The organism is Pantoea sp. CFCC18179 (assembly GCF_059412405.1).
This window is the reverse complement of record NZ_JBNBPM010000012.1, coordinates 15,622-28,066: the sequence shown is the minus strand read 5'-3', so window position 1 is coordinate 28,066 and position 12,445 is coordinate 15,622. Positions and strand designations below refer to the sequence as shown.

The following is a 12,445-nucleotide window of genomic DNA, read 5'->3' as shown; positions in this document are numbered from 1 at the left end:
CTCCGCGTGCGGGTTACAGCCAGATTCGGCCTTGAGCGTAAGAAAGGAAGGGCGAGCTATCGGCGGCCAACCAAATCGGGCCATCGAGATCGACATGTTCGGCGGCAATCGCCACGGGCAGCGCGGCTTCCATCGCCAGCGAAGAACCGAGCATGCAGCCCACCATCAAACGCATATCGAGCTTTTGCGCATCGATCACCATCGCCAGCGCCTCGGTTAAACCGCCGCATTTATCCAGCTTGATGTTGATCATCTCGTAGCGATTACGCAGCTGCGCGATATCCTCACGCGTGTGGCAGCTTTCATCGGCGCACACCGGAATCGGATGGGCAAAACGCTGCAACTCCTGATCCTGTCCGGCAGGCAATGGCTGCTCGACCATGGCGATGTTGTAACTGACCAGCGCGTTAAGCAGGCTCGGCAAATCCACGCCCGACCAGGCTTCATTGGCATCAATGATCAAGGTGGCGCGCGGTGCGGCGGCGCGGATCGCGGCGACTTTCTCCAGAATCTCGTCGCGATTGAGCTTGATTTTCAGCAGGATGGCACCGCGTGATACTGCGTCGGCAGCGGCGGCGGCCATGTTTTCGATGGAATCAAGGCTGAGCGTTTCGGCAGTGATCACCGATTCCGGCGCCACACGCTGGCTTTGCTGCCAAATGGTTTGCTTAGCCAGCGCGGCATCAAGACGCCACAGCGCGCAGTCCAGCGCATTACGCGCTGAACCGGCAGACAAACGGCTTTGCAGATCGAGACGGCTCAAACCCGCTTCGATGTCGGCGCGCAGCGCTTCCAGTTCGGCGTTGACGCTTTCCGGCGTTTCATCGTAACGCGGCGTGGGTGTGCATTCGCCGCGACCAATAAAACCGTTTTGCTCCAGCGTGACACGAATCACCGTCACCGCGGTGCGCGTGCCACGCGAAATGGCAAACGGACGCGCCAGCGGCAGCTCCAGCACTTCAATCTGCATGCGCCGCATATTAGCCGCGCTCCTGCAACAAAGCGGCGATATCAGCAATGCCGAAACGCACTGGATCGGTGGCAGGCACACCGAATTCAGCGCTGATTTCGGCGCAGTAAGCGCGTGCTTCGTCTTCGCTGTAATTCGAGGTGTTGATGGCGAAACCGGCCAGCTGCACGTTATCGCTGGTGACATGTGCGGCGCGCAGGTTGGCTTCGACGCAATCTTTCAGGCTGACCATTGGTTGATGCGGCAAGTGGCGCATATGTGGACGGCCCATTTCGTGGCACACCACCAGCCAATGTGGTTGCGCACCGTGAATCAGGCCCATGCTGACGCCGGCATAGGAAGGATGGAACAGCGAACCCTGGCCCTCAACGATATCCCAATGATCGGCATCGTTAGCTGGCGACAACGCTTCAGCAGCACCGGCAATGAAGTCGGCAATCACCGCATCAATCGCAATACCTTCGCCTGCCACCAAAATGCCGGTTTGGCCGGTGGCACGGAAATCGGCTTTCATGCCGCGTTCACGCATCGCTGCTTCCAGCGCCAGCGAGGTGTACATCTTGCCCACTGAGCAGTCGGTACCGACAGTAAGTACACGCTTACCTTCGCGCTTTTTACCGCTGCCGACGTTGAGTTTTGGACGCATGTGGCGCAGGTCGAACAGCTCAACGCCAAACTCTTTGGCTAATGCCACCAGCTCTGGCTCATCGACCAAGCGATGGTGCAAACCGCTGGCAACGTTCATACCCGCCGCAATGGCGCTTTTTACCGTATCGAGCCAATGGGTTGGTAGATAGCCACCGGCATTGGCGGTGCCGAGTACCAAGGTTTTGGCACCGCGCGCTTTGGCGGCGGCAATGTCGAGTTCATCTAAACCCAGGCTCACGGTGCAGCCCGGCAATTTGATTTCGCCGACGCACTGCTCTGGTCGCCAGACCTGAATACCGCGCGCGGTTTTCGCTGCCAGTGGATCGGTTACGTCGCCAAGAAAGAGTAAATAGGGTTGTGGGATCAGCATGATGTTTCTCGTTTCAGACAAGTTATAGGGCCTGAATCGACTATTTCACGCAGCAGAAAGGGTGACGAATGCTTGTTTGGTTATAGGGTATAACCGCAGGCTATAGTCAGATCGAAAAGTGATGGCTGGAGAGATAAATCAAGCGGTTAGGGGGATTTTTGTCACATTTGAGGCGGGAGGGATAAGAAAATGGTTGATAACCACCGGTCGATCCTTGACCGCGATTATCGAGGGTATTCTGTGGCGTTGAATTAATTCATCGCGCCTGGCGGTACGTGTTTGAAGGTTTCAACATAAGAACGGAACACGTAGCGGAAAAAGCGTTTCATAAGGCACCTGGTTCAAAAATTGTTGAAGAAATACGCAAAAAGTATAACGAATGTGCGTTTTTACCGCAATTATTTTTGAAGTAGATCACAAAATGGGGAGGTTTGGGGATGGGTGCACGAGTTAAATGTGGTCACCATAAATGGCGACCCTACAAATTAAAACCAGCCTAAATGCTCGCTGAGAATGGTGCAGCCGATGCTGATTAACACCACGCCGCCCAGCACTTCGGCCCATTTGCCCATTACCGGGCCGATGAAACGTCCAACCAATACGCCGGTGGTCGCCATAATGGTGGTGGCGGCACCGATGGTCACCGCGGTGAGAATGATATTGACCTGCAAGAAAGCCAGGCCGACACCGACGGCCAGCGCATCAAGGCTGGTCGCCACAGCGGTTAATGCCAGCACCATAAAACCGTGACGCTGCGGCGCTTCACACGGCTCATCTGCGGTTTGACGGAAACCTTCCATCACCATACGCACGCCCAGCACGGTTAACAGACCGAAAGCCACCCAATGATCCCACGCCATAATGTAGCGGCTGGCGGCGAGGCCAATCGCCCAACCAATCAATGGCGTCAGCATTTCGATGACACCAAAAATCAGGCCAGTACGCAGCGCTTCTTTTATGCCTGGGCGATGCAGTGACGCGCCTTTGCCCAGTGCGGCGGCGAAAGCGTCCATCGACATACCAAAGGCCAGAATCAGGGTTGCAATAAAAGTCATGGGTTTTCAATCAATGCTGCGGAACAGGCGGTTAAGCTGCTACTTCTCCGCATTTATTGTTCAGTAATGAAAAAGTGCGCGCAGTCTAACACGCAAAATCGCCAAAAAAAAGACAGTAAAATCAGGGATTTAAGTATAGCAAAGGCTATAACTCTTAACTTCCGCTATTTTCGACGCTAAGTGAATGGAATAGAAGAATTTTCTGAGACTGGTCTGGTACGGGGATTGCACCGCAGCGGCGTTTTATGCGCTAATGCCCGCGCTTACTGATAGGAAATTTGATAATGAATAATCCGTTTGAAACGCTGATCATTCCAGGCGGCATCCTGCTGCTGGGCTTTCTTTCTGCCCTGCTGCTGCCTGCGCCCTCATTTGGTATCGAGCTGGCCAAAAAACTGCAAGAAAGTCTGCATCTGATGGATGTTAATCAGCTGTATACCATTGTCTTCAGTTTGTGGTTTTTGCTGCTGGGCGCGATTGAATTCTTCGTTATTCGCTTTCTCTGGCGTCGCCGCTCGCGCTAATCCTCTTCCATGCGGTGATGCATTTTTCCTCTGAAGGGCACGCCGCGTCTCGGCCAAATTCTTAACCACAAAAATGTAACATTAGTTTTACACAAACGGGTGAAATATCAGGCAACATAAAATCCGCATCAATTATCAATTTTGATAAAAACCTTTAATATCATTATATTATTTTGTGACACAGCTCACTAGCTCAATTATTAACCAGCCATATCACTCACAATCTCGCAACAACTGCATTACCATAAGCGTCTGATTAAGAGATAAAAATCCCTTATGGCAGCAAGGTTGAGCTGATTAATTCTTATGCTGAATCATTTCCGCCTTTAAAAAATAAACAAACGTTTAATTCCGATACGAGAATGTTATATTCGGATGCATATGCATAACGTGCAGTTAACCGTTATCGTCCCCATGACTTATACCTGAGTCTTAACCTTTGAGAGATAGCGCCACGCGCTCGAAAGAAGCGCGGCTATTTCGCCTGCGAACCTGTTGAGCTTCAGGTCAACAGAGAGAGGAGATGTCGCCTCATGAGTACTACTGCGGTAAATCTGGCGCTGGCCGCCGCTGGCAAGGAAAGCGCAAACCTTCAGGAACGAAAAGACGTCGACGTACTGCTGATTGGCGCAGGCGTGATGAGTGCGACCCTGGGCGCATGGCTGCAAGATCTTGAGCCGGACTGGTCAATTGAGATGGTTGAACGCCTCGATGAAGTGGCGGTGGAATCCTCTAATGGCTGGAACAATGCCGGAACCGGTCACGCCGCGCTGGCTGAGCTCAACTACACGCCGCAAAAAGCGGACGGCAGCATCGATATCGCCAAAGCGGTAGCGATTAACGAATCGTTCCAGATTTCTCGCCAGTTCTGGGCTTATCACGTTCAGAAAGGCAACCTGCGCAATCCTAAAAGCTTTATCCACAGTACGCCGCACATGAGTTTCGTCTGGGGCGACGATAACGTTGAATTCCTGCGCAAGCGTTTCCAGGCATTGCAGAAAAGTACGCTGTTCCGCGGCATGAACTATTCCGAAGATCGCCAGCAAATCACCCAGTGGATTCCGCTGGTGATGAATGGTCGTGACAGCAAACAGAAAGTCGCCGCCACCTGGACCGAAATGGGCACCGACGTGAACTTCGGTGAAGTGACGCGTCAGCTGATCGCCTCATTAGAGAAGAAAGCCAATTTCCGCCTGCGTCTGCGTCAGGAAGTGCGTGATATCAAACGCCTGAACGATGGTCGTTGGCAGGTCACGTTACACAATCTGGCCAGCGGTGAAAATCGCCAGCTGACCACACGCCAGCTGTTTATTGGTGCCGGCGGCGCGGCGTTGCCATTGCTGCAAAAATCCGGCATTCCAGAAGTGAAAGGCTACGCCGGTTTCCCGGTTGGCGGTTCATTCCTGGTGACGGAAAATCCAGAAATCGTACAGCAGCACATGGCGAAGGTGTATGGCAAAGCCAGCGTGGGCGCGCCGCCGATGTCGGTGCCACACGTTGATACCCGCGTGCTGGATGGTAAACAAGTGCTGCTGTTTGGCCCGTTCGCCACCTTCTCCACCAAATTCCTCAAGCAAGGTTCGCTGCTGGATATGTTCGGCGCGATGAATGGCAGCAACCTGAAGCCAATGGTGCAAGTTGGCCTGAAGAGTTTTGACCTGGTGAAATATCTGGTTGATCAGGTGCTGCAAAGTGATGACGACCGTATGGAAGCGTTGCGCGCCTATGTTCCGCAGGCGCAGCAAGAAGATTGGCGTTTAGTCACCGCGGGCCAGCGTGTGCAGATCATCAAAAACGACGCTAAAGAAGGCGGCGTACTGCGTCTGGGCACCGAAGTGGTGACCTCGGAAGATGGCACCATTTCCGCGCTGCTGGGCGCATCACCGGGCGCATCGACTGCCGCACCGATTATGCTCGAACTGATGGCTAAAGCCTTCCCAGAGCAGATGCGTTCACCAGAATGGCAAACCAAAATCCGCATGGTGATCCCATCGTGGGGCCGTAAGCTGAATGGCGACGTCGCACTGACCGAAAAAGTGTTGGCCGATACCAGTCGCGTGTTGCAGCTCGACTATGAGCCAGTGATTACGCCAGATGCCGCCAACGATGAAGCGCGCGAAACGGCGCACGTGGTGGGAAAGTAAAAACGTAATTCCAATCCGGGTCGCCATTATTGGCGACCCAACTCATCACTTAGTTCCCTTCTTTATCAGCCGATTATTAATCACATCATTGATTATATTTTGTGATTTTGTTAATTGAATGCTAATTCCGTATAAAAATGATTTAACTGGCTTCGCGTACTCTTGGTTAGGCGAATTGATGCCATCGTATTTATCAGCATCAAATATTTCCTAATAAATAATGAGGTCATTGCGATGACAGCTAAATACAGTTATTTATCTTGCGCCATTAAGTTCCTCAATAAAAAAGACATTATTGCCCTGCGTTTATCTCTGATTGTTATTTTTCTGTTTTTTGGTATTGCGAAATGGTTTGAATTTGAAGTGCAAGCCTTGACGCCAATTATCACCGCCACCTGGCTCAATATCTTTAATCAGGTGCTGGGACTGCATGGCACCAGCTATTTTCTCGGCGTAGTCGAATTAACCACCGTGGTGCTTCTGCTACTGGGATTCAAAAACCCGATGGCGGGCACTGCGGGTGCTGCGATGATCATCCTAACAGGCTTGGTGACGTTAAGTTTGTTGCCACAGTTAGGCACGATCGACAGTTTTATCCTTAAAGATATTATGGTGGTGGCGATCGGCTTAACCTTGCTTAAACAAGATTTGATTCGCTGGCATCAAGAATAAAACCTTCATCATTAAAACAGTGAGCATGACGATGGAACCAAAACTTTCCGAAATCGACCAAGCTTATATTAAGAAAAAAATCCCGCGCTATATTAATGCATTAGTCGAGAGAGTTGATGAAGTCATTGTGGAGACAGAAACGACTGCCAGTTGGGACTTTGTTTCACGCGGAATGGTATTTAACGGACAATTCCCAGCCAATGCTGATTTTTTGACAATTAGCGTGGTTGAGAAACTGTTCCATAAAATCCATGCTGGAGATAAAGAATTAGCCGCGTTAATGCTGACAATGATGGGTAAACAAGCTGGGATTGTTTTGCAACGGCTTTAATCATTCTATTTAAGCTGCGCCCCACGTTGCCACTTAATATAGAGCAACGTGGGTTATTCCCTATTAGCTTAATAACACCGCGTCATACAACATCCAGCCGGTGGTCGCCACCAGCGACAGCGCCATCAAGCTATTAAACGCCTGGCGTTTCCACGCGATTTGCAGATGGTTGCGCAAGCGATCGCCGAGCGCGGCCCAAATCAAAATGCACGGCAGGTTCAAGGCGGCAAAGCCGAGCAACACGGTGATAACGCCATTGCTGTTGGCGTACATCAGCGCCACGTTGGTGACCATCAACCACGCTTTTGGGTTGACCGCCTGGAACAGAATGCCCCCCACCAGCGTCATTGGGCGCGGGCGTTCACGCAGTTGCGGCGCACCGGCGCGGAAAATCTTCCACGACAGCCACAGCAAATAGCTGCACCCGACGATGGTCAGCGGCAAGCGAATCGCCCCCATCCAATGCAGTAACGCATCCAGCGCCACGCTCGCCAGCAACATCTGCACCGCACAACCCACTAAGATGCCAAACAGCATCGGCAGTGTGCGTTTAAAACCAAAGTTCACGCCGGATGTCGCCAGCAGCAGGTTGTTCGGGCCAGGCGTGATCGACATAACGGTGACGTAGCTGAAGAATGAGGGATCGAGCATGATGCGTTTCCTGATGAACCAATAATGACTCTATGCTAATGCGCACATCGCAATGGAAACAGAGACACAAAACTACTATTGTAATGGTTACAGTTGTCTTAATTTCTGATTGTACCCATCGCGCGCGGAGGCTTTTGTGTCCCTTCCACTTTCATCCGGTCAAACGCTGTATCAGCAGTTGGTCGATAGCTTTGCCGAGTCGATCCATCAAGGCACATTAAAGCCCGGTAAGCGGCTGCCGGCGATTCGTCGCGTGGCGCAATCGCATCAGGTCAGCATTAATACGGTGCTGAATGCCTGGCAAGTGCTGGAAGATCGCGGCCTGATTGAGTCGCGCCCGCAATCCGGTTACTACGTGCGTGGCGTGCTGCCGGCGGTCACGCGCCAGGTGAAACCGCTTGCGGCCAAAATCAACGATCCCAGCACGCAAAAGCGCGAGCTGATCGAGCAAGTATTTGCCGCGCAGAATAATCCCGATTACACCAATATCTCGCTGGCTTGCCCGCAAGATGCCACATTTTATCCGGCGGCGCGTTTGGCGCGTATTACTGCGTCAATTCTGCGGCAGAATCCTGACATCATCGGTCGCTACGCGCTTCCGCCCGGTAGTGAGCGCTTACGGGAGGAGATTGCGCGCCGTAGCTTGCACAACGGCATTAGCCTACCGCCGAATGAGATCACCCTGACGCACGGTTGCCTCGAAGCGTTACAACTGGCGCTGCGCGCGGTGACCAAACCCGGCGATTGCGTGGGTTTAGAATCGCCAACTTACTTCTTCCTGTTCCCAATGCTGGCATCATTGGGGCTAAAAGCGCTGGAAATTCCGACCGATCCGCAACACGGCTTGTCGCTGGATGCGCTGGAAATGCTGTTGCAGGAAAAACGCATTCAGGCGCTGATCGCCATGCCTAGCGCGCAAAATCCGCTGGGTTATGTGATGCCGTTAGAGAGTAAGAAGCGGCTGGCGAAGTTAGTGAATACTTACCACATTCCATTAATTGAAGATGGTTTGTACGACGAATTGCAGTTCGACTGGCCGCTTTCGCCGCCGGTAAAAGCCTTTGATAGCGATGGTTGGGTGATTTACTGCACCAGCTTTACCAAAACTGTGGCACCCGATTTTCGTGTTGGCTGGACCGCCGCCGGGCGTTTCCATGAAGACGTGGCGCGGCTTAAAGCGGTGTCATCGATGGCGGAATCGCGCTTGCTGAGCGAAACGCTGGCCGAATTTCTGGCGAGTGGCGGCTACGATCACCACTTGCGCTCACTGCGCCGCCGCTATGCCAGCAATCTGGATGCGGCACGCGGTTTGCTGGCACGTCATTTCCCACAAGGTACGCGCGCTACCCTGCCGCGTGGCGGCTTTGTGTTTTGGGTCGAACTGCCGGGGAAAGTGGATACCGTGGAGATGTTTCATCGACTGTTGCAGGAGCAGATTTGCGTCACGCCGGGCGCGCTCTACTCGATGAGTGAGCGCTATAACCACGCGCTGCGCCTCTCCTGCTGCTATCCATTCGATGAACGTTATACGTGGGCATTGAAACGCACCGGCGCATTAGCCTGCGAAATAGCGGGCCTCGCGCCGGGACAGGATCAAGGTTTACCGTTGCGGCCCCAGGTGGTGTAAGGCTCGCGTTCGGTCAGGCGTTCGTAATATGTTTGTACTGCCGGGAAGTTTGGATGCTCAAGCGGGGTTTCAAACCAGCGATTCACCGCCAATCCCACCGGAATATCCGCCAGTGAGAAATTACGGCCTGCGACGTAGCGCCCGGTTTTTTCCAGATGCTGGTTAAGAATGTTCATGGTGTGCGTCCAGCCTTTCACCGCCGCAGCCAGCAAACGCGGATCCTGATGCGCCGGCGAATTGCGCACCAGCGACATAAACGCATAGCGCCATGAGGTATTGAGTTCGGTGGCTTGCCAATCCATCCATTGATCGACCGGCGCACGGGCGCGCGGATTTTCGGGATAAAGCCATTCGCCGCCATTGCTGTTCGCCAGATAACGCAGAATGGTGTTGGATTCCCACAGCACAAAATCGTCCTCGATAATCACCGGGACCAGCGCATTGGGATTGAGCGCCATAAATTCTTTCGAGTGCAGCGATTGGGGATCTTCGCCCCACGGCTCTAATTCGTAGGCGATATCCAGTTCAGCGCACAGCCACAGAACTTTGCGCACGTTGATTGAAGAAGTACGGCCAAGCACTTTTAACATTGCGGACTCCGATTCCAGAATTCTTAATCTATTCATAGCCCTGTTGCTGGCCTTTCGCAATCAGCAGGATGTAAATCCGGATTTCAGACAATCCTAATTAGCAAGGAGTGACAATGAAGGTCGCATTTAAACAAGTGGATGTGTTTACCTCAGCAGCGTTCAAAGGTAATCCGCTGGCGGTGATCATGGATGCGCAAGGCTTGAGTGATGCGCAGTTGGCGGCGATTGCGCGCTGGACCAATCTGTCGGAAACCACCTTCGTGCTGCCGCCGCAAGATAGCGCCGCCGATTATCGCGTGCGCATTTTCACCGTGGAAGGCGAGCTGCCATTTGCCGGACATCCAACGCTCGGCACCGCGCACGCGCTGCTTGAAGCCGGCTGGCCGCTGAAAACGCCGGGCAAAATCGTGCAGGAGTGCGGCGTCGGCTTGGTTGATGTGAAGATCAGCGACGACGGTGCGCTGGCGTTTGCAGCACCGGCGGCGACGTTGACGCCGTTCAGTGATGCGCTGATGAGTAGCGCATTGAACAGCGAAGCCTTCGATCTCAGCCAATCGCCCACCATCGTTGATATGGGGATTCGCTGGCTGTTGATTCCAATGAGTAGCGCGCAGGCGGTGCTGGATGTGCAGGCTTCAGCAGCCGATTTACAGCGCTTACAGAAACATGCCGACGTAAACGGCACGATGATTTTTGGCGCATTGCCTGCGGGTGAACACGAACAGTACGAAGTGCGCGCATTGCTGGTTGAGAACGGCAGTTTGACCGAAGATCCAGTGACCGGCAGCGCCAATGCTTGTCTGGCACGTTACTTCGCCGCGCAGGGACAAACACAAAATTATCGTGCCCGTCAGGGCAGCGCTATTCAGCGTGAAGGACGTATTCAAGTGAGTTTTAGCGATGACGCGATTTGGATTGGCGGCCAAACCGTAACGGTGATTGACGGGACAATTCAGCTGTAAATGAAATGTAGGGTTGCCATTTATGGCAACCTGGAGACATGCATCGTTAGCCAGGTCGCCATAAATGGCGACCCTACAAAAACATTATAGTGCCTGACCGCCAGACGCTTCGATGCGTTGGGCGTTGATCCAACCACTTTCATCGCTGAGAATCGCGCTGATCGCATCGCCAATATCATCCGGCAAACCAACGCGGCCCAGGGCGGTGACAGCGGCGATATGATCGTTGAGATCTTTGGTATCGCGCACGCGCCCACCGCCGAAGTCAGTTTCAATCGCGCCCGGCGCCAGAATGTTGACGCGAATACGACGCTCACCCAACTCTTTGGCCTGATAGCGCGTTAACACTTCCATCGCACCTTTGATTGAGGCGTAAGTGCCTGAACCCGGCAGCGTCATGCGCGTTAAGCCGCTGGAGATATTCAGAATGCGTCCACCATCAATGATCAGCGGCAGCAGTTTTTGCGTCAGGAAGAACGGCCCTTTGAAGTGCACATTCACCAGTGCGTCGAACTCTTCTTCGGTGGTTTCGGCAAACGGTTTGTAGTGACCGTGACCAGCGTTGTTCACTAAATAATCAAAATTGTCACGCTGCCAGGTTTTTTGCAGCGCTTCTTTCACCTGCGCCACAAAACTTTCGAAGCTGCTGGAATCGCCGACATCCAGCTGAAGCGCCACCGCACGTGCGCCCAGCGCTTCGATCTCTTTAATCACTGCTTGCGCCTCTTCCGCATGACCGCGATAGGTAAACAGGATATCGGTGCCTTTAGCGGCCAGTTTCAGCGCGCCATTCTTGCCTAAACCGCGGTTTCCGCCGGTAATCAATGCAATTTTATGACTCATGTTTCGCTCCAGTTGGAAAATTGAACACGAGTTAAGGATATTCGCGAATAATTGATCTATAAACGCAGAGGAATACGCAGCACTGTTTCACTAACAACAACAATCGGTGAACAACATGGATAAAATTCACGCAATGCAGGTTTTTGTGCGGGTGGCAGAAATGGGCAGTTTTACCCGTGCGGCAGAAAGTTTGGGTTTACCGAAAGGCAGCGTATCGCGTCAGTTGCAGGCGCTGGAAAATCAAATGGGTACGCGTTTGCTGCATCGCACTACGCGGCGCGTGCATCTGACGCAAGATGGCTTGGTTTATTACGATCGTTGCCTCGATTTGCTCTCAATGCTGGATGATATGGACAGCCTGTTCCAACACGATCCCGGCACCTTAAGCGGCAAGCTGCGCGTCGATATGTCGGTGGCGATGGCAACCGGTTTTGTCTTGCCGCGCCTGCCGGAGTTTTTGCAGCATTATCCCGGTTTGGAGATTGAGCTCAGCAGCAGCGATCGCCAGGTTGATGTGATTCGTGAAGGCTTTGACTGCGTGGTGCGCGTGGGTGAGCTGAAAGATTCCGGCCTGATCGCGCGAAAAATCGGATCACATGCCTTGATCAACTGCGCCAGCGCCGATTACCTTGCCCGCTTCGGCATGCCGGTGCGGCTGGAAGATCTGTCGCAACATGCAATGGTGCATTACAGCCAGCAACTGGGGCAGCCTTCGTTGGGCTTCGAGTATTTCGATGGCAATCAGTGCCATTACATCCAAACCGGTGGCGTGGTGACGGTGAACAGCACCGAAACTTATCGCGCGGCCTGTATGGCCGGATTGGGGATTATTCAGGTGCCGGCGATTGGCGTCCAGCCGCTGCTGGAATCGGGCAAGTTGGTGGAAGTGCTGCATCATTTCCCGGCTAAACCGATGCCAATCTCGCTGCTGTATCCGCATCGCCGTAACGTGGCACGGCGCGTGCGGGTGTTTATGGAGTGGCTCAGCCAGGTCCTACAGGAATATGTAACCTAGCAGACTATAATTGTAATTTCGCAGTGAACAGGATGACTATCGT

Annotated in this window: 14 protein-coding genes; 7 read left to right on the top strand and 7 right to left on the bottom strand. The window is 53.1% G+C overall.

The annotated features are described in order from the left end of the window. Positions 1-13: 13 nt before the first annotated feature. The 4 genes from dgcA to mntP form a co-directional block, all read right to left on the bottom strand. Positions 14-979, bottom strand: a complete 966-nt coding sequence (gene dgcA / locus ACPUC7_RS19150; RefSeq protein WP_494924077.1) for an N-acetyl-D-Glu racemase DgcA — start codon at positions 977-979, stop codon at positions 14-16. Between the two features lies 1 nt (position 980). Further along, entirely contained in the window at positions 981-1,988 is a 1,008-nt protein-coding gene (gene dgcN, locus ACPUC7_RS19145; RefSeq protein WP_494924076.1) for an N-acetyltransferase DgcN, read from the bottom strand. A 251-nt stretch (positions 1,989-2,239) separates the two neighbouring features. Next, the gene (gene azuC / locus ACPUC7_RS19140; protein WP_494924153.1) at positions 2,240-2,317 is read right to left on the bottom strand and encodes a stress response protein AzuC; all 78 of its coding nucleotides are present in this window, start codon (positions 2,315-2,317) and stop codon (positions 2,240-2,242) included. Between the two features lie 156 nt (positions 2,318-2,473). Next, positions 2,474-3,043 (bottom strand): manganese efflux pump MntP, encoded by a 570-nt coding sequence (gene mntP, locus ACPUC7_RS19135; protein WP_494924075.1) that lies wholly within the window; start codon positions 3,041-3,043, stop codon positions 2,474-2,476. Positions 3,044-3,327: 284 nt separating this feature from the next. On the opposite strand from mntP, the gene ACPUC7_RS19130 reads away from it, so the two are divergent. From ACPUC7_RS19130 to ACPUC7_RS19115, 4 genes are all read left to right on the top strand, one after another. Next, positions 3,328-3,567, top strand: a complete 240-nt coding sequence (locus ACPUC7_RS19130; protein WP_343551718.1) for a DUF1158 domain-containing protein — start codon at positions 3,328-3,330, stop codon at positions 3,565-3,567. Between the two features lie 533 nt (positions 3,568-4,100). Continuing rightward, entirely contained in the window at positions 4,101-5,711 is a 1,611-nt protein-coding gene (gene mqo, locus ACPUC7_RS19125; RefSeq protein WP_494924074.1) for a malate dehydrogenase (quinone), read from the top strand. Between the two features lie 234 nt (positions 5,712-5,945). After that, entirely contained in the window at positions 5,946-6,383 is a 438-nt protein-coding gene (locus ACPUC7_RS19120; RefSeq protein ID WP_494924073.1) for a DUF417 family protein, read from the top strand. A gap of 31 nt (positions 6,384-6,414) precedes the next feature. Further along, on the top strand, positions 6,415-6,714 hold the full coding sequence (locus tag ACPUC7_RS19115; protein WP_494924072.1) for a hypothetical protein: 300 nt from the start codon (positions 6,415-6,417) through the stop codon (positions 6,712-6,714). Positions 6,715-6,777: 63 nt separating this feature from the next. On the opposite strand, the gene ACPUC7_RS19110 is transcribed toward ACPUC7_RS19115, so the two are convergent. Then, complete coding sequence (locus ACPUC7_RS19110) at positions 6,778-7,365, bottom strand: LysE family translocator (protein WP_343551722.1); 588 nt, start codon at positions 7,363-7,365, stop codon at positions 6,778-6,780. 136 nt (positions 7,366-7,501) lie between these two features. On the opposite strand from ACPUC7_RS19110, the gene ACPUC7_RS19105 reads away from it, so the two are divergent. Beyond that, positions 7,502-8,992: an aminotransferase-like domain-containing protein gene (locus ACPUC7_RS19105; protein ID WP_494924071.1), complete on the top strand. Its 1,491-nt coding sequence runs from the start codon at positions 7,502-7,504 to the stop codon at positions 8,990-8,992. Here the strand turns inward: ACPUC7_RS19105 and ACPUC7_RS19100 are convergent. Continuing rightward, positions 8,959-9,582, bottom strand: coding sequence for a glutathione S-transferase family protein (locus ACPUC7_RS19100; RefSeq protein ID WP_343551724.1), 624 nt, complete (start codon positions 9,580-9,582; stop codon positions 8,959-8,961). The two genes, ACPUC7_RS19105 and ACPUC7_RS19100, sit on opposite strands and share 34 nt — an antisense overlap. A gap of 113 nt (positions 9,583-9,695) precedes the next feature. On the opposite strand from ACPUC7_RS19100, the gene ACPUC7_RS19095 reads away from it, so the two are divergent. Then, entirely contained in the window at positions 9,696-10,544 is an 849-nt protein-coding gene (locus ACPUC7_RS19095) for a PhzF family phenazine biosynthesis protein (RefSeq protein WP_494924070.1), read from the top strand. 84 nt (positions 10,545-10,628) lie between these two features. On the opposite strand, the gene ACPUC7_RS19090 is transcribed toward ACPUC7_RS19095, so the two are convergent. Continuing rightward, positions 10,629-11,387 carry an SDR family NAD(P)-dependent oxidoreductase gene (locus tag ACPUC7_RS19090; protein WP_343551726.1) on the bottom strand — a complete coding sequence of 253 codons (759 nt, stop codon included), beginning with the start codon at positions 11,385-11,387 and terminating at the stop codon, positions 10,629-10,631. Positions 11,388-11,502: 115 nt separating this feature from the next. On the opposite strand from ACPUC7_RS19090, the gene ACPUC7_RS19085 reads away from it, so the two are divergent. Then, complete coding sequence (locus ACPUC7_RS19085) at positions 11,503-12,402, top strand: LysR family transcriptional regulator (RefSeq protein WP_494924069.1); 900 nt, start codon at positions 11,503-11,505, stop codon at positions 12,400-12,402. Positions 12,403-12,445 lie beyond the last annotated feature (43 nt).

What these genes read in the sequence shown, in the direction of transcription:
- ACPUC7_RS19115 (WP_494924072.1), top strand. Translation starts at nt 6,415, where the DNA reads ATGGAACCAAAACTTTCCGAAATCGACCAAGCTTATATTAAGAAAAAA.
- ACPUC7_RS19120 (WP_494924073.1), top strand. Translation starts at nt 5,946, where the DNA reads ATGACAGCTAAATACAGTTATTTATCTTGCGCCATTAAGTTCCTCAAT.
- ACPUC7_RS19100 (WP_343551724.1), bottom strand. Translation starts at nt 9,582, where the DNA reads ATGTTAAAAGTGCTTGGCCGTACTTCTTCAATCAACGTGCGCAAAGTT.
- ACPUC7_RS19130 (WP_343551718.1), top strand. Translation starts at nt 3,328, where the DNA reads ATGAATAATCCGTTTGAAACGCTGATCATTCCAGGCGGCATCCTGCTG.
- mntP (WP_494924075.1), bottom strand. Translation starts at nt 3,043, where the DNA reads ATGACTTTTATTGCAACCCTGATTCTGGCCTTTGGTATGTCGATGGAC.
- dgcA (WP_494924077.1), bottom strand. Translation starts at nt 979, where the DNA reads ATGCGGCGCATGCAGATTGAAGTGCTGGAGCTGCCGCTGGCGCGTCCG.
- ACPUC7_RS19085 (WP_494924069.1), top strand. Translation starts at nt 11,503, where the DNA reads ATGGATAAAATTCACGCAATGCAGGTTTTTGTGCGGGTGGCAGAAATG.
- ACPUC7_RS19095 (WP_494924070.1), top strand. Translation starts at nt 9,696, where the DNA reads ATGAAGGTCGCATTTAAACAAGTGGATGTGTTTACCTCAGCAGCGTTC.
- ACPUC7_RS19090 (WP_343551726.1), bottom strand. Translation starts at nt 11,387, where the DNA reads ATGAGTCATAAAATTGCATTGATTACCGGCGGAAACCGCGGTTTAGGC.
- ACPUC7_RS19110 (WP_343551722.1), bottom strand. Translation starts at nt 7,365, where the DNA reads ATGCTCGATCCCTCATTCTTCAGCTACGTCACCGTTATGTCGATCACG.
- dgcN (WP_494924076.1), bottom strand. Translation starts at nt 1,988, where the DNA reads ATGCTGATCCCACAACCCTATTTACTCTTTCTTGGCGACGTAACCGAT.
- azuC (WP_494924153.1), bottom strand. Translation starts at nt 2,317, where the DNA reads ATGAAACGCTTTTTCCGCTACGTGTTCCGTTCTTATGTTGAAACCTTC.
- mqo (WP_494924074.1), top strand. Translation starts at nt 4,101, where the DNA reads ATGAGTACTACTGCGGTAAATCTGGCGCTGGCCGCCGCTGGCAAGGAA.